A 19,535-nucleotide genomic window follows, 5' to 3' on the forward strand; every position below is an offset into this window, starting at 1 on the left:
GATTCACGACATAGTATCGCCTTCTCCCGGCATCCTACAAGTGTAAACAACGTAAAGGATGCCGAATCATGATGACAATCGAAGAGAACCTTGTAGAGCGCTACGGGCCCCTCATGCCTCTGGCAGGACTCGCTACCCTGCTCGATCGCTCGCCCGAGGCAGTCCGTATGTATCTGCGCTCGGGGAGTGAGCTTGCCCAGCAAATCAATACGGCGAAGTTGAAAGTCGGGCGGCGACTCTACTTCAGAACCATGGACGTCGCGCGCGTTTTAAACGGCAAAAACGCTTGACGGTCAGACTCTAACCTATGAGCTTACGTTCCATTGGTCGTATCTTGCCAGCCAGCAGTAATGACCTGCTTGCACTCGTTCAGGGGATGGAAGAGAGAGCCAAAAGCCGGCCGCGACCACTCGAAGCAGCTGCTGGCCCGATCACTCTTCAATTGCCCTTGTGGAGAGACGAGGTTCGCTGCATGCCGAACGAGATTCTGCGTTCGGCGCTGTTCAATGCAAAAAACCGGAATCAGACGAGACGCTACTTCAAAAATGAAGAAATAGCGGTGATCGGGCAGTCAGTACGGATCACTTACACAGGAGAAGAGCTACGTCAAAACGATGAGTCGGTTTGGCTGCAGTTAATCCACCTAGCGAAATCGATCCCGATTGGCAGTCCTGTTGAGTTCACTGCCTACAACGTGGTCCAGGCTCTGCGGCTTACAAAGTCAAAGCCTAATCCTCAGCATGTGATCCGTCTATGTGACAGCTTGCGCCGTATGCAGGCGACGTCCCTTTCAGTCTATTCTAAGCGATTGGGCCGTGGCATTAATCTATCCATGATTCCGAAATTTGAATGGCGCGACGAAGCAACTGGCTCGCGCTTGCCCAAGTGGCGTGTATGCATATCGCCGGAGCTTCTAGACCTCTTTGGCAGCGTGCACTTTACGCACCTGCAATGGGCGCAACGACTTGCGCTGCCAATAGGGCTTGCAACCTGGATGCACGGCTACCTTGCGTCGCATCGGGACCCAATGCCCATCAAGCTCAGCACTCTGTATAAGGGGGCCGGGTGCACGACTGAAACACCACGAAAGTTCAAACAACTTGTGTCTACTGCGCTCCGAGAATTGGAGAAGGTCGAGTTCCTCAAGGGGTGGGAGATACGGGGTGAACTCGTACATGTATGTCGGCGATAAGTTACTGACTTTATGAAGCACAAAGTACCGATCTATGAGGTACGCGCCGTCGATCTATGAGGTACAGAATGACGACTTATGCGGTACGCACAGTCGCCCGATGAGGTACGCAGTGACCGACCTATGAGGTACAAGAAAACAGAAGAAAGCCTTATGCAACAACGGGCTACGCATTTTTTTTGTTCTGCTAACCCGATTTAACCATTTACTTAACCGTCCGTAACACCAAATCGGTACAGCATCTTCTGACTGCTTTGGCTCTAAGTCAACAGAAGCTAGATCGCGATGTTGCGCACAGAAGGCATCGGTGACGTCGATCAGTGAAAACGGAAAGTTCATGTAGTAAGTGCTGTTAGCCAGGTCCCAAACGTTAAGATCAAGCTCAAGCAAGCGCACTGAATCAAGCACTTAACGTAACAGTTAAACAACATCGCCAAACGGCTGGCTAATTTTGATTAGGAAAGTGCATGAAGAAAACACATCGTATTGAGGGATTTAGTGTCGAAGTTATGGAATCTGTTCGTGATGGCCGAGTATGGTTTACGGCTCGAATCGTTGACTTAAATATTAGCGGGAGCCGTTCTGCCACGTCGGAACAAGCATTTTCTACCCTTTCCTTAAAATGGGAATTAGTAAAGGCCGCGTATAAAAATTCCAATCTTCCAGTCCCGAAGGCAGAGCGTAGTCAAGGAAACAAACGGATTCTTGCCAAACTGCGAAAGCTAGCGAGCCGACCATTTCCTACTTCAGTAATTTGAAGCGGATCGTAATTTGTACGAAAAATATAATTAAATGTTAAAAGTGAGTGCAAGCGTGTCGTAAGTTGGATACATTCATAATGAGAATCGATTACATGCAGATTACATATAGTTTACTTAAGGATCACCCATGGTTTACATGCGGATTACACATCGATTACACGAGGGTTACAAATCGGTTACATCATCGCAATCGAATCAAAAAACTGTTCGGTGGGCCGTGATATGTGGCTTTCGGTTGGCAAGCTCATCCAGCGTGTCTAGAAGCACTTAGGTGGCATTGGAAGTAGTTGTGCTCTTCTGCAGTGTAAGTTGCCCGGGTCTTTGGTTGCAATTTTGGCATATATATAGACGGCTGGCAGGAAGTATCCATCTCTACTCGCTGTTAGGCGGTTGCATAGCATTTGCATTGCACAGCCCCGCCCGAAATTTCTTAGTGGAACATAAAGGGGGTATTACGCTCCGGCGTCGTTTTTTTCGGATTTACCATGCAGCATGCGGCGTTTCTGCGTATTGCATTTTTTAGGATAGTGTTGCGAACGCAACACGTACTTGTAATGCGAATTTGGGGGTATCGATGGCGGCAAAGCGAACATATTCAGTGCGTTTAGAGGAGGACCAGCGTCGGCAGCTAGAGGAGCGGTCCAACGGAATCGGGTTGCCGGTTGGGCATCTCATCCGTGGTGCCATTAATGACTTTTTGCGACAACAGGATGAAAAGGATTATTTGTCCGAAGTAGAAATGAGAATTGCTACGGCAATCAATCGGTTAGGTCGCCAAGTAGAAAAGGACCGTGCTGAACAGCAGCTGGTCGTAGGTATGCTTGACGGACTTCGTGAGTGGTTGGCGTTTACATTGCCGACTCCGCCTGACCGAGTCGCAGCGCACGAACTCATGGTGGAACGGAACAAGAGGTTCTTGGAGCAGCTACCGCAGCTATTCGTTTCGCAAAGTAAAGCGAAGGTAACGGCGTATATGGATTCTAATCACTTGCTTGCAAAGGCCTGTCCGAAATGTGGTACAGGCCAACTCAAATGCAAGGAAGGACTAGAAGGATTATTCTGGTATTGTACGAATTGGAACGCGACACCTAAATGCACCGTCGCTTTTCGAGATGATGGAGGCAAGCCACTTTTATCAAGCGGCGAGGGCAGGCAGGGAATAAATTCATAACGCACAAACGAGCGAAATTGACGATGAGCCAAAACAATACTGAACTCAATGCGGCAATGATGACGATGACTCATGCAATGTCTATTCGACATGTGTTTGACGGGACTCTGCGGGATCGTGGAGCCGGGGTGCTGCAATACGCCTTGGTAGTTAGCGTCAAGTGCTATTTGGTGTGGCACGACGATGACGCTGACGAGATGGTGGTTTCCCCGGTTGGACTTTGGAGTGCGGAGAACGTGGCGGATATAGTCGATGCAACGCTGCCGATATGGTTTTTTACTAAAGGAGATAAGCCTGGTTGCGCGGAGATTTCTAGATCCGTGCAATTGAGAGCGGAAACGGCTCGTCTCAACGTGGGATAAACGCCTACTACGAGATGCGCTTGACGACAGCTGTATGTTGATCTTTAACAAGTGCAGCGTGAGGGGCGCGGGGCACAAAACTAAATTGCGCTTTGGTTTCTTGTCTTTTTGTTATTCGCTCGAGTATCCTGTGGGAAACGGCTTCCGAAATGGCGGAAGCTGGGCGCCGGACTGCGCTGTTGGTCCCATCATCTGCAAGGGCACATGCAAATCAAGAAGATCGAGGTCAAGAATTTCCGGCTGCTGAAGGATGTGGAGCTATTTCTTGAGACGCGAACGACCGTGATAGTTGGCCGCAACAACAGCGGCAAGACATCGCTTGCGGAATTGTTCCGCAGGCTTCTGTTGGAAAATTCGGCCAACTTCCGCCTTGACATGGGTAAGCCCGCGAGCGAGACCACCTCAGCGCCCAGAGGTCACAACCGCCAGCCGGGTCTGACATCGCATCGTCGACTTCTTCATTACTGTCGCGCGAACACACCCTGGACATGGCTAGAATTTCTTGTTAATCTATAATCAGCGTCTTAGCGTTCCTCTCAGGAGCGCGGGCAAAGCGAGCGTGGCTGGCGACGGGCTGTCGGGTAAAACGTGGAAATTTTGTAGTGTCGTGAATACCAGCATTGAGCTTCTATGCCGATATTCAGCCCCTTTGATCAGCAATTACGGAGCTAACATGCCCCAACTCAGTAAATACTGGCGCGATCGCGCCTTTGAAATCCACAGTAGTATTAAAGAACGCGGAATTGCAATCTCACGCGATTATCCAGCAGAGATGCTGGGTGCATTTCTGACCTACTTCACGCGCCAAGAACTGCTCGAGTCCGAGCATGGCGACGGCCTGATGAATTTGCTGCAGGACGAGTTTGTTCCCAAGCCGTATGTAATCCTCGATGAGGCGCTCGGCACCAAGCGGATCGCTACTCTGTTGAACCTTACAACCGCCGCCGCCGCGCCCCTCGTGCCGCTGTTCCTGGAGGCTTTCGAAGCATTCGCGCCGGGCCACGTTTTCCGCGACGAAGACCAGTTCGTGACCGAACTCGTCCTCCCGCGCGTCAAACAGACACTCCAGACGGCATCCGATTTTGCTGCTGCCTTTTCGGCGATGGAGTCGGATCGCTTTGTCCTGAAGGCGGACCGTTACGAAGACAGCGACTACCTCTACCACGACCTGCCCACCGGCGTCCCAACCGACCGTCCGGCGGTAGACGTACTCCGTAGTCTGCGCGAGGACAAGGGCGACACCTGGCTCTTCCGCGGCGTGTTCGATGTGCATCCGGCCGATGCCACTGGCAATATCGTGCACAAATATATCGGTTGGTGCGACGTCAGCATCCACTTCCGCAAGCTCGATCGAGCCATCATCGCGGCCGGCGAGTACTCGGCCGAGATCTACGGCAGCGTCGCACGCGCCTGGTCGGGCGGTGGCCCGTTCGACCAGGTGTCGAGCCCGAATTTCGATATGACAATTGCCTTCTGATTGAAGCATCCCAAAGCCCTGCCGAAGTTGGCAGGGCTTTTTCATGTACGCTCAGCATGAGCGGACTCATGTGGGTGGAGGTCCCGCCACAAGCTGACCACCGCCAGCGAAGCAAAGCGCAATTGCGGAAGGGCGATCGATCGTAGAGAGGAAGCGTGGAGCGAAACTGCGAGCCGATGAACAAGGATCGGATACAAAGCGCTGCCGAGCAGAGCAGGTGGGCATGAAACCGCCAAGCTCTTATGGTCAAGGCGAAGTGGCATAAATACGGCGGATGGTTGGTGACGTACCGGTTCCTGCTTTTGGGTAGCCGCTTGCCTGTGTTGGTGCCTTGCCAGTTCCTCGTTTTGAGTAGCTGTCGCAAGCGTCTGGCAGTGAATAAAACTGCGAGTCGTACCCAAGTTTGGCGCTCCCTAGCCCTACCTCTTCCCCTGGCAGCGCAGCTGCTTATCCGTTCTTTGAGTAACTACCTGCCTGCGTCGTTGCGATGCTGGTTCCTCGTTTTGAGCAGCACTTCTACGTGGACACCATAGTGTTGACATCAGTCTATGCCTTTAGACCAGAAATTGGTGGTATGGGGCTTATGAGCTACCAGCCGAGCAGTCACGGACCCATAATGTTCAGAAAACAGTGATTTTTCAGACGGTTTGACGTAAGACCACTCCCGCTGGCTGATGCCCTCGCTGAGTGTTAAAATTCTTGTCTACTTCTCTATGTTTGAAAACGTATGGAAAGTTGATTTTGGGCTGAGCCAGTGTATGGGCGAGGATCAAACAACCGCATTGCAGGCGGACGCTTTGCCTTGAACAAGCTGTCATACCGCAAGTGGGAAGTCTGATGTGGCCGTCCGCAGCAGAGGAGTGCTTGCCGACTTGTGCGAGAGTGACACCCTTGTCGTTTGACGACCGGATCGGCTCCGATGAAGCTTCCCCCTGACCTCGTACGCATCGTCACAGCATTGGTCGAGAGGGGGCGTTGAGTCGCTGACAGAGAGGATCGAAATAACGAATGCATCGGGCAAGTTGATGTTTCATCTTTTCGCTGCACTAGCTGAGTTTGAGCGGAATCTGATCCGGAAGCGACGATCTATAAGGAATGCGGTGTTAGCTAGCTGAGACAAATGGGAGCCCAATGAAATTTGCATACGAAGACATGAGTGACGGTCAGTTCGAGACCTTGATCGTTCTTTTGTGTCAGCGGTTGCTTGGAGCTGCGGTTCAAGGCTTTGCAAAAGGGCCTGACGGTGGACGCGATGCCAAATTTATTGGGACGGCAGAACTGCATCCGAGCAAATCGGCGCCGTGGGTCGGTATCGCCATTGTCCAAGCCAAGCACACCAACGGATACAACCGAAATTTTTCCGAATCTGACTTTTTCAGCACTACAGCCGCAAACACCGTGCTGGGAAAAGAAATTCCCCGCGTCAAAAAACTGCGCGAGGCTAAGCAACTTGATCACTACATGCTGTTCGCTAATCGCCGTCTTGCCGGCAATGCTGAAACAGAAATACGCGACTACATTTCATCTCAGTGCGACCTTTCCGCCTCTTCAATCTACATCTGCGGACTGGAGCAACTAGAAATCTGGCTGAAACGCTTTCCAGAGGTTGCAAGGGAAGCAGACCTTGATCCGGTCGATTCTCCGTTGATCGTCAGCCCCGATGACCTGGCTGAAGTAGTGCAAGCACTGGCTCGACAGAAAGATGGTGTGGTGGCGCTGCTTGACGATCCACCGACTCAACGGGTGACCTACGAGCAAAAGAACGCAATCAATAACATGAGTGCCGATTACGCCAAGGTGCAACGGCGGAAGTACCTGAAAGAGACTGCTCAAATTCGGGCTTTCCTGGCGGCACCGGAAAACCTAGACCTACTGCGCATGTACGAGTCAGTGGTCGATGAGTTTCAACTCAAGATCATTGCAAGGCGCAAGGACTACCAGACCTTCGACGAGGTTATGGAGTATTTGGTAGACCTGTTATTCAGCCGTGATCCTGTATTGCGGCAGCACGCTCACAAGCGCTTGACGCGCGCTATGCTGTTCTACATGTACTGGAACTGCGATATCGGGGAGGTGGGTGATGTTGCGGCCGACTAAGCACTCTCATCCTGATCGCACTGTCATCAACGTCTCATTGCTGCTGCTTGCTCGTCTAAAGGCCCGGCGCGTGGATGAGTACGACGTGCTGCGTAAGTTTGCGAAAAAAAGTGTCGTCGGCGGGGACGTACTGTTCTTGCCCGCACTGAATTTTCTGTATCTCATGGGCCTGATCGAATATCGCCCCAAGACCGATGCCGTGGAGTACGTGGGGTCAAATGAAGCTGTCTAAAGTTTATTCCAACAAGCCTGACTTGTTTGAGCCCGTGGAGTTTGCACAGGGCTTGAACGTCGTAATGGCTGAAATTCGTCTACCCGAAAACCGAAGCAAAGATACTCATAACCTTGGCAAGACCACTCTTGGGCGCTTGCTCGACTTCGGATTACTAGCAAAGCGCGATCCTAAATTTTTTCTTTTCAAACACGCCGAATTGTTCCAATCGTTCATCTTTTTCCTGGAGATCGAGCTGGAAGATGCTTCTTTCGTAACGCTCCGGCGCGGCGTGGAAGAAGCTACTAAGATTAGCTTCAAGCGCCATGAGGCCGGGCATCAGGACTTGTCGGGGTTGCCGCAGGCGGAGTGGGATCACCAAGACGTGCCCTTCGAGCGGGCGCGTGACCTGTTGGATGGATTGCTAGACTGGCGCGCTCTCAAGCCTTGGGGGTTCCGCAAAGGCTTGGGCTATCTGCTGCGCTCGCAGGATGATTTCCGCGATGTGTTTCATCTGCGCAAATTCGCGGCTGCGCACTCGGATTGGAAGCCTTTTCTGGCTCACGTTCTTGGCTTTGACGCTCGACTCGTGGCACAGCACTACGAGAAGGAAGAGCAACTCGCGGAGAGGCAGTCCACCGCACAGACAATTAAGAATGAGCTGGGCGGCTCCATCGAGGACATCAGCAAGATCGAGGGTATCCTGCTGCTCAAGCAGAAAGAAGCTGAGAAGAAGCAGAAACTGCTCGACGCTTTCGACTTCCGCGCTCAAGACAAGGACAGCACCAAGCAGTTGGTCGATGACATCGACGAACGCATCGCGTCGCTCAACGCTGAACGTTACTCGCTCAACCAGAACAAGAAGAAGATCATCACCTCGCTGGAGGAGGATCAGATTCTCTTTAGCCCAGACGAAGCGCAGCGCCTGTTTGAGGAAGCTGGCGTCCTATTCGGGGGGCAGATCAAAAAGGATTTCGAGCAGTTGATTGCCTTCAATCGGGCGATTACCGACGAGCGCCGGGGCTATCTGCAGGAAGAACGAGTAGAGGTCGAGGCTGAGCTTAAACGCATCAATGTAGAACTCAATACCTTAGGCAAAAAGCGCTCGGAGACGCTTTCATTCCTGAGCGGTACCGATATATTTGGTAAGTACAAGCAGGTCTCGGATGAGATGGTAACGCTGCGCGCCGACATTACTTCGCTGGCGCGTCAACGTGGTTTCTTGCATCGTCTGCAGGAATTGAGAACCGAGATCAGAGCGTTGACCGAAGAGCGTGGACATCTACAAACCCAGATCGAGGCGGATGTCGAAAAGCAAAACTCTGATCAGAACAGCTTGTTCTCGGCAATCCGCGTATTTTTTAGTGAGATTGTGGAAGAGGTAATCGACCGGAAGGCGCTGCTGAGCGTATCACCGAACCAAGCAGGGCACTTGGAATTCAAGGCTGAAATTCTAGATGAGTCAGGCAACGCAACCAGTGCTGACCTTGGGCACACATACAGGAAATTACTGTGCATCGCCTTTGACTTGGCTATCTTGCGAGCCCACTTGGACGATAAGTTCCCGCGTTTCGTTTACCACGACGGCGTGTTCGAGTCCTTGGATGATCGAAAGAAGGAGAATCTGGTGACGGTCATTCGTAGGTATGCCGAACTGGGACTGCAGCCAGTTATTACGCTCATCGACTCGGACTTGCCAGCGCGAGCTGTCGACGATGAACCGGCATTTTCACGTGATGAAATTGTGATCGCGTTTCACGATGAAGGACAGCAAGGGCGGCTCTTCAAAATGAGGGCTTGGTAATAGTAAAGCCACAGCGGGAGAGCGGTATTTTCTATACCAGCGGGCTTTGTGCAAGAATAGGTTGAGTGCGTAATATTTTAGCCTTTAGCGGATTTTATGGAATGGTCACCATCTCTGCTTGCCAACTCGTGTAAAGCGATTGAGAGTGGCGACACGCTCCTGCAGCTCTGCAAATTGACGGTCGAGGCCGCGTGTCGTCAATCGTTCGTCGAGCAGCTTGAAGTAACGCATTTCGGTTTTAACAACGCCGCGATTTAAATTAACTTGTGATCGTTTTGAAAGACGGCGCAAAGGAAAAAGTGGGTACTATATGAAATTAATTCTCGAAAATCTAGGTCCGATTGGTCCGCCGATATCGATTGATCTTGGTGGGTTAATTGTGATTGCCGGAGAAAATGATTGTGGCAAGAGTACAATTGGGAAGGTTATTTTTTCTATAGTTCAGGCCTTTTCAAATTATCCAATAGCCTTAAAGAGGCAGCAAAGATTAAAATATAGAAATATGTTTGATTCTATCGCAATGAATATTCGTCATCGCGTAGATTTTGCTAAATATCCGGAGCTGCGAGCTTTACTTCGCTACCCTCGTGGAGGAGCTGACTTGGCAGATGCTCCGTTTGCTGAAATCGTCGATCAGCTGCATCGAATTGCTGACGTGGAGCCCGCGCATCAGATCTTAGTCGACAGGCAAATACAAAAAATTATGAAAATTCAAGAGGAGCTTAGCGAGCCAGTCTCAGCTGAGGCCATCATTTCTCAATCTATATTTGAGACGCTTCGATCTGAATTTTCTGGAGAAATAGTCAATAAACAAACCGGAGGTGATGCGCGGGTGTCTATTGTCGATGGTGAGACCAAAGTTCTTGAGGTAACACTTAACGATGAGAAGATAACCAGCTTTCAGGGAGGCGATCCAATTGGTTTTAATGATGCGACTTTTGTAGAGGGGCCAGCAATTTTTCAATATCGGCATACTCTAAGCTTTTATGATAGTGTCGGTGCAGCTGTGTTTCCATCTAAAAGGCAGATTCCTTTTCGTACAATCGATCTTTCAAATAAATTGCAAGGGATTGGTTATGGGACTTCGAACATCGAGGAAACAATTGCGCATGACGTTGAAAAGGTATACCAAGGAAAAATATATTATGACCAAGAGGAAGAAGAGTTTTTCTTGGACAAAGGTGATTTTAAGGTGGCGGCAGCCAATGCAGCTTCAGGTGTCAAAGCAATGGCAGTTCTTGATCTACTGCTGAAGCATGACTATGTTAGAGAAGACACTTTGTTAATACTTGATGAGCCAGAAACGAATCTGCATCCTAAATGGCAAGTCCAATACGCAAAAGCAATCTGCAAGCTCACAGCTGCTGGAGCTAAAATTATTGTCACTAGTCATAGCCCGTATATAGTCGAATCTATGAAGGCCTACAGTTCGCACGAAAATTCAAGGTTTTATCTCGCAACCAGAGATTCGAATCAGCAAGTAAATTTCTTTAATACACTTGGGGATATTTCGCCAGTCATTGAGGCGTTGTCGCAACCACTGATCGATATGATGGGTGATATTGCCGATGAATTCTAAGGCGACGCTGATATATAATGCCCTCTTGGCGGATTTTCCAGAGTCAATGAAGCCTATTACAGAGCTTAGTCAGAATACGGCGCAGGGTGCTGGTAAATTTCGAGATTTTATTATTTGCCATCAACAGGCATTTAATTTCGACAACTTAAAGAACCAGCGTCCAGGAATAAAGCAGCATAAAGAGCAAACGCCTGATGCTTTATTTCTCCATAACGACAAGTTATATTTTGTTGAGTTTAAAGAAGGGAAAAACGTTGATAAAACCGATATAAGGCAAAAAATACATGAGGGTCTTATAACTCTTTATCAATATTGCGCTGCACGTAATCTGGTGACACGGCAGGAATTTTTAGATTTAAGAATTCGCTATGCAGTTATCCATAGGCAACCGTTTGGAGGTGCGCCTCCAAAAACTGTTTTGACTACTTTGCAACAAACTCAAGTTTACTTCAATCTTCAAAATATCGAGGGATTGCTTGTAGAGAAGACTATGACCAACTTTTTAGGAGATCATATTTTCAAGTTTTTACAAAAAGTAAGCGATGGTCATGTTAAGCGTATAGCAATAATGGATCAAGCGCAGCAATTTGCTGAATTTTATCAATGAGAAATGGCCTGGCAGGTGGCGGCCATCCCAACCTATGCAATCTTCCGACCTTAGAAAGTCTTCGAAATTCTAGTGTGTGGCAGAGCAGGCGGAAGATCGATCCCTGAGGGCGGGTCTCTGTCTCCCTATTCTGAGTAGATGCTTGCAGGAGCTGAGTTCCTACGGTACGCCAGCGGTACACTCGTACATTTGCCTAGCGTTACGTAAATTTTGCTAACTCATTGATTCGTTGTATACTATTGCCTTCACTAACCTACGCTTACCTGACCTCGATTTACCTACGGACCTGGCTTTGCTGGCAAACTCATAATCCGTTGGTGCCCGGTTCGACTCCGGGGAGGCCTACCAATAAAATCAACGACTTGGCCCAGCCGATTTGGTTGGGCTTTGTTGTATTTAGACAGCAGGGCTGGATTTCTCGGGCATGCGGTAGCCGGCGCCAGCATTCGTGCCAGACGTTCAATCATTATAGGTTTGATGGAGGCCGCGAAGAGCAAAGGTAGAAACGCGGTCAAGTTCGTCGCTTGCGACATCCCAAAAGCAAATGGCCGGACCATTCGCATCATGGCAGCGTTCGCCGAGCACGAAGTCAAGCGAATCAGCGAGCGAACTAAAGAACGCACTAAAGGAAGCTACGGCCCTTGGCGGTCGTCTCGGCGCGGCAGGTTCTGCCAGAGCAGATCAGTCGGAACTATATGCTTGAACTATTGCCCACCAAAGTTCCCTACGGTGGCGATCAAGGTTGCGCCACAAGTGGTCTTGTGCCCATCGTAGGCGACGGCAACCCCGTCAATGACGTGGTCTGGGTCTCCTTCGTCAATGGTGCATTTGTCATGTCCTTTGATGGGGCAACTGCATATATCCCCAACGCGAGCGACTGGAATGCCATCAACCGTAAAATGATCTGCGCCGGCACTCTCGACTTTGCCGCCGTGAGATGTGGGGTCGCCAAGACGAATCACATTTCGCACGGATTAACCTTTTGTTTGCGGCGAGGTTTGGTCGTTTCGACTTCTTTCGGTTGTGTTGTCACTAGCGTTTTTGGCAGCAACGTTATCAGGAGAACCTTGTGCGATTGTCTGCGTCTCCTCGATTGTGTCGACGTGAACTGGTGCGTCGTCATAGCTGACTAGTTTCCACATCGTCGCCGTGCGGTAAGTAGGCCTTTCTCCCTTCAGCTTTTGCCATATGGACGGTTCGCCGAGCGATATCACATGCGGCATGCGCTCGCCTGCCTTGATGTGCTGTCGCCGGTCACCCTGAGTATCTTTCGGCTCATCAGGCACCCACCAGCCCGTTTGCGGGCACGCGCGGCCAGTTGCCGCAAGCTCGCCGAGTGGACGCTTGGAGCCAGAGTCCGTTTCGGCCGTCTTGTCCGCTGCGGGGCCGGTTGGACGCACGCGGATAGTGCTGGTGATCTTGTCCCAAACCGCGATGGCTTCTTCGTCAGTCAGGCTAGCTTTAGTTGCGCCGGCGACGTTGTCGGCAACGCCAGTCTGCATTTGTATTTCTACATAAGGTTTCAGCGGGTCCGACGGCACGCCTCTAAAATCCATGGCGAAATCATGGATCGAGTGTATTTCCGCCTGTTCTGGGGTACGCGACAGGGCCTCAAAGCCGTTTAGCCACCCGTGGATCTGCCGCTCCCCTCTGCGCAAGTCTTTGGTTTTTATCAGCGGATTGTTGGGATCCTGGGCTTTCTGGTTCTTCTCGAGCTGAGTGAGCCGCCACTCCAGCGAGTGGCTCTCTTCGTAATGGGGATTTGACGGTCCGACAAAAACCGAGAGGTGCGTGTCAGGAAACTCCTTCAACCGAAAACCGATACGAATGAGTTCTACAGGCAGTTCCTCGCCTGGAGCCGGGTTGTCAGGGAGGAAGGCATGTTCGATACAATTGCCGGGCTCAACTGGAATGTCGTTTTCAGAACGTTGCTTCAGGCGCCGGGCGATGCTCCTGATGAGTGACACGGTTCCATCTCTGTCGTTCCTTAAAGGGCGTGCATTGATGACAATGAATCGCCACGAGTTTTCTAGACACTCGCGAGCCGTTGGAAATACTGCTTTTCATATTCAACCGGCGACAAGTCATTGCTGAAGCTGTGCCGGCGCTTCGGATTGTAAAACATCTCGATGTAATCGAAGACATCCTGCTTTGCTTCTTCCCGAGTGCCGTAGATCTTGCGCCTGATTCGCTCCCGTTTCAGGAGCTGGAAGAAGCTCTCGGCCACGGCGTTGTCATGGCAGTTTCCGCGCCGGCTCATGCTCTGCTGCAGGTTGTGCTCATCCAAGAAGTCGCGCCAGTCGTAGCTGCTAAATTGGCTACCCTGATCCGAGTGCACCATCACCGCATTCTTGGGCTGCCGACGCCAGACGGCCATCAAGAGCGCATTCATCGCCAGTTCGCGATCGATGCGTGAACTCATCGACCAGCCAACAACCTGGCGCGAGAACAGATCAAGCACCACGGCCAAATACAGCCAGCCCTCATAGGTGCGGATGTAGGTGATGTCCGTGACCCAGACGCGATTGGGTTCCTGCACATCGAACTGGCGCTGCAGATGATTGGGCGCTACCAGCGATGGCGCGCCGCCTCGTTTGTACTTGCGCTTGGCGTAACCGGTTTGGGAACGAATCCCAGCGGACCTCATGAGGCGGTGGACACGATTGACACCGCATTGTTCACCGAGTTCGCGCAGATCGTCGCTGACCTTGCGGTAGCCGTACACGCTGCCGCTTTCCAGCCATGACTCCTTGATCGGGACGAGTAGACGCTTGTCTTCCCTGGTGCGCTTGCTTTCAGGATTCAGCCGCCAGGCATAGAAGCCGCTCGGATGCACCTCAAGCACTTTGCACAGCCGGCGCACCGGGAACTGGTCCTGTAACTGAGCAATTAAGGTGTACCTTACCCGGACGTCTTGGCAAAGTACACCGCGGCCTTTTTCAATATGTCACGCTCCTCCGTGACGCGCTTGAGCTCGGCCTTCAGGCGCCGCATCTCGTCAGACTGGGCATCGACAGCCTTGCGCTCCGCCTCGGGCACGCCATAGCGCTTCGTCCAGGCGTACAAGCTATGGATGCTTACCCCAAGCCGCGACGCCACTTCGGTCGCCGGGTAACCACCCTGCGACACCTGCTTGACCGCAGCAATCTTGAATTCCTCTGTGTACCGCTTACCGCTCATATCTTCTCCTTGTGCCCGATATTATGGCTCAGGAGTGTCTACGATAGTCGTAGCGATTCACAATGCCGTCATTATTCAGCCTGAAATACCCGTTGATCTTGAGCCCGTTGATGGCCTGAAAATCTTCGTAACCAATAACGATTTTTCCTTTGGGCTCGGGCACATGTTCTACCGACAGTAGCAAGGGGACGTCATCGTGGTTGATGGCTTTCTCGCTGTTGAGTTCATCGATGAATTTTTGCGCCAGGTTCTCCGCTTCATCTACGCCGTTTGGGAGTACGCTTATACCGAGTGACACATCCGTTTCCCCCCATGCTACGGTTGCCGAGGATGGCAAATCGATCATGAATCTTCCAAAGCAGACGGTCTTGGTTTGCTGGAACACGGCCTGGAGGCGGGGTGTAAGTGCGGTCATATTAGGGGTCTTCCATTCTTTTGAAGTGCGATCGCAGGCAACAAGCATCAAGAGCACGGCGGTAAGAGGAACAATGTGAAAACGTGTTAATAGGCGCATATAAATGTCCTTTTCAGCATTTCCATGTAGCCGTCTGAGCGATGCGCATAATGCTGTACAACGTCGATGCGATTGCCCGAGGATTTTTGTAACTTGCTTGGTGTTCGTAACCGGTCTGGCGGAACACGCCCTTGAACATTCCACTCTTCAGCTGATGGTCGGCAGATTTCGCTGGAACGGTCTGGTCGCCTGGCGCCGAAGGCGGAAGGATAGTGGCATATATCGGCTTAGGTACCTCAAAATCGACAATCTTGAAGGCCTTGCTGCTTAGAGGGTCCCATCGAACGAGTTCTATCCGCCCTTGCTTGGTGTCTCCAAGGATGGGCCAATTTTGCCAGCCTGTCGGGTCAGCGCAGCTCTTGTCGATTTCCCATATGACTTCGCCGAAGCTCCGCCGTGCTTGGTCAGCACCATAATGCGCATAACTGTTGGGATGAAACGTCTGATCGATCTGTCGATGAAAGCCCTGGGCCTTATCAAGATATTCGCACGTCCGCTCGAAACTGCCACCGCCTAGTCTCGAAGGCAGTCCAGACGGATTGATCCATTTTTCCAGAAACAGTGAATACCACTTGCCTCGTACCTTGTAGATCTCATTGTACGGATCGCCTTGTTTCGGCCACGCCTCCAGGTCGCGTCCATTGTGGGTTACGCGCAACCAGCGATTGCCATAGGACGCGGTCGGTAATAATTCCAATCCCCCTGGTGCATTCGCCAAAACTGCTGTCACCTCGTCGCCATAATTGCCGGCCACCTTGGCGCCAAGACTGTTTTCCGGGCCAAACATCATGCCGGAATCCTCGAACCCGGCCCTCATGCGCCTGTAGGCGGCTGGGGCGCCAATGGCGGGCATGACACCATGGACGATGCCCAGCACCTTGTCCTGCAGATTTCCGTACTTCGGATGGACCAGTGCCCGGCCGACCAGCCCGCCCATGGAGTGGGTTACGACGATCACTTGGTTGCACTCATAGCCTGACTGGTTGAGATCGTCCATCAACTGGTTGATGCGCTTTGCGATGATTCTGGCGCTATCCCCATTGGACTGCAGCCAGTTGTATCCGAACGCGTACACAGCAAACCAGCAGCCCGTAGCGAGTTTCTTGAGTTCGCCTTCCGTTAATGCCGACTGCTGCAAGCTGGGATCGCTTCCCCAGACACGAGGATCAATGCCCACGACATCGCACCATTCCTGCCGCAGCTTACCTTCTGAGAATGTATTGTTGAGGCGTGATTCGAGATGCTGTAACAGCTCTCCATAGCTTTTGAAAAAGACCTCACCCCAGCCTCGCGCCCGGGCCTTTTGTACGGCGGTACGCGGGTTTTTCGCGGTTGGTGGGTCATCCGTTAGCAATGGCGAGCGAAAGTTCTTGTCGAGTGCCACATTGCCATGCCGACCATCTCCACTGATGTCCATCGGACCGGCGGGATCATAAATGTCCACCGTGGTTTGCATCGGATCGAGCCTCAGTTGTCGGTCTCTTGGACTGTCATTGGAGGCACTGCTTATGTTCGTTGCCCCGAGAATATCTGGCCGCCATGCAATGTTGTCCTTTTTATGTAGTTCCCTTTGCCGCTGTGTGCTCATTCGCAAGTTCGATCCCATAATCCCGGGCAGAAAAACGATTGGCAACACCCGCTTGGGGAGGAACCTGGCGCACTGCAGCTTCTTGTCCTGCTTCGGTGTCGCAAAGCCTTCAGCCTTCCGAGCGGCACCATCGTTTTGTTGTGCGGGTAACACGTATTCTGCGGTCGTCATCGTGCTCTTCAGCCTCGTTTATCGTCTTGACTGCGATTACCGGTGTCAGTCGTCGAGCGCTTCGACCGTGTACTGTCCAAAAGGGATGGCACTCGTAAATCGCTCGGTCAGCCCGGTTGCATCGGTGCGCCCCTCGAACGTGCGGCCGTCCTGTGTCGTGATGCGATAGCGTTGATTCTTCATCGGCTCGTCTGTTCCAATCCAACGCAGAACAGTTTGCTGATCGTGCGCCAGCTCGCTCTTGGGCAATGTCACGTCAGGTGGGCTGCCGCTTCCCGGTTTGATATGAGCAAACTTCGACGATTTGATGGTGTGATCGCCACTGCTTTGCTGCGTGATGGTGCCGCCACCAAGATCCACTTGAGCACCTTGCGCGACGAAGCGCAGTTTGGGCGCTTGCAGCACGATTTCGTCGGCTGCAGTCAACACGATGCGTTTGGCGGACGTGACCTCGATGTCGTCACCATGAGTTTGCATTTCCAGCTTGCCGCTGGCGGCGATGAGTTTTATGCCTAGCCTATGCGCGAACAGGCTGATACTCTCCGATACGCGGGCGAGCAATTTCTTGCCGACGGAAAGCTGAGTATTGCCGATACTGACCATGTCGATATGCGTTTGCGAGCCAATCGCAATATTGTCCTGGCTCGTCACTGCTACACCGGCAGGCGCGGACAGTGCCACGACGGGTTGAGCACCGGCTCCCGGGCTGCCGACTTCGGTGTTGCTGCCGGCTTCCCACCGCTTCAGGTGAGCGATCAGTTGAGTGAGTTCTTTGTCGTCGGTGCCGTCCGCATGATGCGTCGTCGACAGTTCGGACAGGTACTGCTGCACGCCTTGCAGCGCATCTATCAAGCCAATCAATTCATTACGGTCGAGTTGCTTGCCGCTGGCTTGCTGGCGTGCGGCGGCAGTGATGAGTACACCTTGTGCGCCGCGTACCGCAACAGCGCAATCACTACGCAACTCTGCCCCTTCGCCTCGCGCCTCGCCCTTGCCGTCACTTCGGGGATGAGTGAGCCATCCTAAATTCAGTTCGCTATGCCCGTGCTGGGAGGCCAGCTGAGCATTGATTTGCCCTGGTGTGTCATCCAGCCGTAGCTGGTTGTAACGGGTACCTTGCACTTCCTTGCTTTTGATGCCCGCCAGGTACTTGTTCCCGGGTAGTGCGCCGATATGGCTGAATGAAGGTGGCTTGGTTGTGCCGCCGTAGACCTGCGCCACAATAATGGGCTTGTCAGGGTCGCCTCCTAAAAAATCGACAATGACCTCATCGCCCACACGGGGAAGGGTAATTGTTCCCCAGTGATTGCTGGCCCAAGTGCTGGCGACACGTACCCAAGCGGAATCCAAGTCGCTATCGCTAGCGCCGGCCCCTTGCGCATGGCTGTGGTCTTCCGGTTTGGTACTGGGAAAACGCACTTTGACTCGGCCATATTCGTCGCAATGCACTTCTTGGCTGGCCGGACCGACCACAATTACGCTTTGCAGCTGTGGACGCGGCAAATCCGAACGGGGGTCGAATTCGGGAACAATTGGAATACCACGACGCACGCAAGAAAAGCGATTGGTGTAACGCATGCCGCGCTCTTCGCTGGCTTGCTGTAGAGCGTTGCTGTACGGTGTTTCGTCCCAGCGGTTGAGGGCAAACAGACGCTTTACCTGCTCGTCGATGGTCTTCGGAAGGTTGTTTTCTGCATCAATATCCAGGCGCGTGACAATGAACTCCCGCTCTTTCGGCGGATGCGTGTCGATTTCTCGATGACCGGTCAGGGCAATCCACTCCCCGACACGCAAGGCGCGCACACTGCTTTCGCCATAAAAGCACTTGGATTCGTACTCATGACGCCTCATGCGCATTTCGCCGAGTTGCCGGTAGTCGTTGTAGTCATTCCCTGCGTGCGGCACATCGACCAAGTAATCATCGAGGCTGACCGCGAACTGGTTGCCCATCGTTCCCTGATTTATACGGGAGGGCGCGTTAATGATCATGGAGCGGGTTGGCTTGTAATCCCAGCTCTGGCGAGAAAGATTGCCCGGTTTGAGTGTGCGCACCGGACTCCATGCGGTAACGGTGTCTGAGTCCTCCGTGCTGCCATCACGGTGATAGCGCACGGTGCCAGCGGCATTTTTCGGCAGGGTGTATGCGTCGTCGAAAAGCACTAGGGCATGGCCGGGGATCTTCTGACTTTGTGACTGGCTAGTTTGACTGGGTCGTATGAACCACGCGATGCCACGCCGTTTCCATAACCGTCGAAGAAAGGCGGCGTCGGACTCGTTGTGCTGCATCGTGAATTCTCGAGTGGGATACGCCCCTTTTATATGCGACCAGTCCACATCAAAGGCTTTGGCCAGTACCGAATTTTTCTGGCGCCACTCACGCAGAATGACTTGAGTGATATCCAATTCATTTTTATTGCGGAAGACGCGGGTATTGGTGCGATACTCCATCAGAGCTAATGAATCGCGTACCACCAGTTCGTAGGTCGCCAGAGCGCCATCACTCTGGCCGGCAGCCACTTGCGCTATGATTCCGCACGCGGCGCGCACGTCCCCGCGGTCCGTCATGAACTGGAGCTCGACCGGCAGTGCGATGAATTCCTTTAAAGGCAAATCAGAACGTGTCGATATGCATAGAAGCCGGTATTCCAGTCCGCCGCATAGTGTTTCACTTCCCGTAACGCGTTTGACCAGCAAGACATCGTCTAGCACCTGCGTTCCTTGCAATAGCCGCAAACGGATGGGGCGCTTCGCCTCAGACAAGCCGGCGAACGCCTGTATCAAATCCTTCAAGTCCATTACAAGCTTCCTGTCTGGAGTGTTG

Annotated in this window: 18 protein-coding genes; 12 read left to right on the forward strand and 6 right to left on the reverse strand. The window is 52.2% G+C overall.

Features of this window, described 5'->3' with window-relative positions; genetic code table 11:
• The first annotated feature begins 68 nt into the window (after nucleotides 1-68).
• The 12 genes from ACWYRN_RS12605 to ACWYRN_RS12660 all read left to right on the forward strand — a co-directional run bounded on the left by ACWYRN_RS12605 (nucleotide 69) and on the right by ACWYRN_RS12660 (nucleotide 11,261).
• Nucleotides 69-290 carry a DNA-binding protein gene (locus ACWYRN_RS12605; RefSeq protein WP_488692716.1) on the forward strand — a complete coding sequence of 74 codons (222 nt, stop codon included), beginning with the start codon at nucleotides 69-71 and terminating at the stop codon, nucleotides 288-290.
• A 17-nt stretch (nucleotides 291-307) separates the two neighbouring features.
• Nucleotides 308-1,192 (forward strand): plasmid replication initiator TrfA, encoded by an 885-nt coding sequence (gene trfA, locus ACWYRN_RS12610; RefSeq protein ID WP_488692717.1) that lies wholly within the window; start codon nucleotides 308-310, stop codon nucleotides 1,190-1,192.
• 467 nt (nucleotides 1,193-1,659) lie between these two features.
• Complete coding sequence (locus ACWYRN_RS12615) at nucleotides 1,660-1,950, forward strand: hypothetical protein (protein WP_488692718.1); 291 nt, start codon at nucleotides 1,660-1,662, stop codon at nucleotides 1,948-1,950.
• Between the two features lie 1,197 nt (nucleotides 1,951-3,147).
• Nucleotides 3,148-3,486 (forward strand): hypothetical protein, encoded by a 339-nt coding sequence (locus ACWYRN_RS12620; RefSeq protein WP_488692719.1) that lies wholly within the window; start codon nucleotides 3,148-3,150, stop codon nucleotides 3,484-3,486.
• A gap of 204 nt (nucleotides 3,487-3,690) precedes the next feature.
• On the forward strand, nucleotides 3,691-4,002 hold the full coding sequence (locus tag ACWYRN_RS12625; RefSeq protein WP_488692720.1) for an AAA family ATPase: 312 nt from the start codon (nucleotides 3,691-3,693) through the stop codon (nucleotides 4,000-4,002).
• A gap of 157 nt (nucleotides 4,003-4,159) precedes the next feature.
• Nucleotides 4,160-4,963 carry a hypothetical protein gene (locus ACWYRN_RS12630; protein ID WP_488692721.1) on the forward strand — a complete coding sequence of 268 codons (804 nt, stop codon included), beginning with the start codon at nucleotides 4,160-4,162 and terminating at the stop codon, nucleotides 4,961-4,963.
• Nucleotides 4,964-5,988: 1,025 nt separating this feature from the next.
• On the forward strand, nucleotides 5,989-6,078 hold the full coding sequence (locus ACWYRN_RS12635; RefSeq protein ID WP_488692722.1) for a hypothetical protein: 90 nt from the start codon (nucleotides 5,989-5,991) through the stop codon (nucleotides 6,076-6,078).
• A gap of 16 nt (nucleotides 6,079-6,094) precedes the next feature.
• Nucleotides 6,095-7,060 carry an ABC-three component system protein gene (locus tag ACWYRN_RS12640; RefSeq protein ID WP_488692723.1) on the forward strand — a complete coding sequence of 322 codons (966 nt, stop codon included), beginning with the start codon at nucleotides 6,095-6,097 and terminating at the stop codon, nucleotides 7,058-7,060.
• Nucleotides 7,044-7,292 (forward strand): ABC-three component system middle component 8, encoded by a 249-nt coding sequence (locus tag ACWYRN_RS12645; RefSeq protein WP_488692724.1) that lies wholly within the window; start codon nucleotides 7,044-7,046, stop codon nucleotides 7,290-7,292. The genes ACWYRN_RS12640 and ACWYRN_RS12645 overlap by 17 nt, the downstream gene beginning before the upstream one ends.
• A complete protein-coding gene (locus ACWYRN_RS12650; RefSeq protein WP_488692725.1) occupies nucleotides 7,279-9,075 on the forward strand; it encodes a DUF2326 domain-containing protein in 1,797 nt (598 codons plus the stop codon). Before ACWYRN_RS12645 ends, ACWYRN_RS12650 begins: the two co-directional genes overlap by 14 nt.
• A 310-nt stretch (nucleotides 9,076-9,385) precedes the next feature.
• A complete protein-coding gene (locus ACWYRN_RS12655) occupies nucleotides 9,386-10,654 on the forward strand; it encodes an AAA family ATPase (protein ID WP_488692726.1) in 1,269 nt (422 codons plus the stop codon).
• Nucleotides 10,644-11,261: a hypothetical protein gene (locus tag ACWYRN_RS12660; protein ID WP_488692727.1), complete on the forward strand. Its 618-nt coding sequence runs from the start codon at nucleotides 10,644-10,646 to the stop codon at nucleotides 11,259-11,261. The genes ACWYRN_RS12655 and ACWYRN_RS12660 overlap by 11 nt, the downstream gene beginning before the upstream one ends.
• A 704-nt stretch (nucleotides 11,262-11,965) precedes the next feature.
• Here the strand turns inward: ACWYRN_RS12660 and ACWYRN_RS12665 are convergent.
• From ACWYRN_RS12665 to ACWYRN_RS12690, 6 genes are all read right to left on the reverse strand, one after another.
• Nucleotides 11,966-12,232 (reverse strand): PAAR domain-containing protein, encoded by a 267-nt coding sequence (locus ACWYRN_RS12665; RefSeq protein ID WP_488692728.1) that lies wholly within the window; start codon nucleotides 12,230-12,232, stop codon nucleotides 11,966-11,968.
• A 3-nt stretch (nucleotides 12,233-12,235) separates the two neighbouring features.
• Complete coding sequence (locus ACWYRN_RS12670) at nucleotides 12,236-13,228, reverse strand: T6SS immunity protein Tli4 family protein (protein WP_488692729.1); 993 nt, start codon at nucleotides 13,226-13,228, stop codon at nucleotides 12,236-12,238.
• A gap of 62 nt (nucleotides 13,229-13,290) precedes the next feature.
• Nucleotides 13,291-14,441 (reverse strand): IS3 family transposase gene (locus ACWYRN_RS12675; RefSeq protein ID WP_488690169.1). Its coding sequence is split into 2 segments (ribosomal slippage): nucleotides 13,291-14,201 and nucleotides 14,201-14,441, totalling 1,152 coding nucleotides; the frame shifts between segments, so codons are not numbered across the junction.
• Between the two features lie 28 nt (nucleotides 14,442-14,469).
• On the reverse strand, nucleotides 14,470-14,955 hold the full coding sequence (locus tag ACWYRN_RS12680) for a hypothetical protein (protein WP_488692730.1): 486 nt from the start codon (nucleotides 14,953-14,955) through the stop codon (nucleotides 14,470-14,472).
• A gap of 13 nt (nucleotides 14,956-14,968) precedes the next feature.
• The gene (locus ACWYRN_RS12685) at nucleotides 14,969-16,714 is read right to left on the reverse strand and encodes an esterase/lipase family protein (RefSeq protein WP_488692731.1); all 1,746 of its coding nucleotides are present in this window, start codon (nucleotides 16,712-16,714) and stop codon (nucleotides 14,969-14,971) included.
• 45 nt (nucleotides 16,715-16,759) lie between these two features.
• Entirely contained in the window at nucleotides 16,760-19,510 is a 2,751-nt protein-coding gene (locus ACWYRN_RS12690; protein ID WP_488692732.1) for a type VI secretion system Vgr family protein, read from the reverse strand.
• Nucleotides 19,511-19,535 lie beyond the last annotated feature (25 nt).

It is taken from the genome of Massilia sp. BAP21 (assembly GCF_057801335.1).

What these genes read in the sequence shown, in the direction of transcription:
- ACWYRN_RS12605 (WP_488692716.1), top strand. Translation starts at nt 69, where the DNA reads ATGATGACAATCGAAGAGAACCTTGTAGAGCGCTACGGGCCCCTCATG.
- trfA (WP_488692717.1), top strand. Translation starts at nt 308, where the DNA reads ATGAGCTTACGTTCCATTGGTCGTATCTTGCCAGCCAGCAGTAATGAC.
- ACWYRN_RS12615 (WP_488692718.1), top strand. Translation starts at nt 1,660, where the DNA reads ATGAAGAAAACACATCGTATTGAGGGATTTAGTGTCGAAGTTATGGAA.
- ACWYRN_RS12620 (WP_488692719.1), top strand. Translation starts at nt 3,148, where the DNA reads ATGAGCCAAAACAATACTGAACTCAATGCGGCAATGATGACGATGACT.
- ACWYRN_RS12625 (WP_488692720.1), top strand. Translation starts at nt 3,691, where the DNA reads ATGCAAATCAAGAAGATCGAGGTCAAGAATTTCCGGCTGCTGAAGGAT.
- ACWYRN_RS12630 (WP_488692721.1), top strand. Translation starts at nt 4,160, where the DNA reads ATGCCCCAACTCAGTAAATACTGGCGCGATCGCGCCTTTGAAATCCAC.
- ACWYRN_RS12635 (WP_488692722.1), top strand. Translation starts at nt 5,989, where the DNA reads ATGTTTCATCTTTTCGCTGCACTAGCTGAGTTTGAGCGGAATCTGATC.
- ACWYRN_RS12640 (WP_488692723.1), top strand. Translation starts at nt 6,095, where the DNA reads ATGAAATTTGCATACGAAGACATGAGTGACGGTCAGTTCGAGACCTTG.
- ACWYRN_RS12645 (WP_488692724.1), top strand. Translation starts at nt 7,044, where the DNA reads ATGTTGCGGCCGACTAAGCACTCTCATCCTGATCGCACTGTCATCAAC.
- ACWYRN_RS12650 (WP_488692725.1), top strand. Translation starts at nt 7,279, where the DNA reads ATGAAGCTGTCTAAAGTTTATTCCAACAAGCCTGACTTGTTTGAGCCC.
- ACWYRN_RS12655 (WP_488692726.1), top strand. Translation starts at nt 9,386, where the DNA reads ATGAAATTAATTCTCGAAAATCTAGGTCCGATTGGTCCGCCGATATCG.
- ACWYRN_RS12660 (WP_488692727.1), top strand. Translation starts at nt 10,644, where the DNA reads ATGAATTCTAAGGCGACGCTGATATATAATGCCCTCTTGGCGGATTTT.
- ACWYRN_RS12680 (WP_488692730.1), bottom strand. Translation starts at nt 14,955, where the DNA reads ATGCGCCTATTAACACGTTTTCACATTGTTCCTCTTACCGCCGTGCTC.
- ACWYRN_RS12685 (WP_488692731.1), bottom strand. Translation starts at nt 16,714, where the DNA reads ATGACGACCGCAGAATACGTGTTACCCGCACAACAAAACGATGGTGCC.
- ACWYRN_RS12690 (WP_488692732.1), bottom strand. Translation starts at nt 19,510, where the DNA reads ATGGACTTGAAGGATTTGATACAGGCGTTCGCCGGCTTGTCTGAGGCG.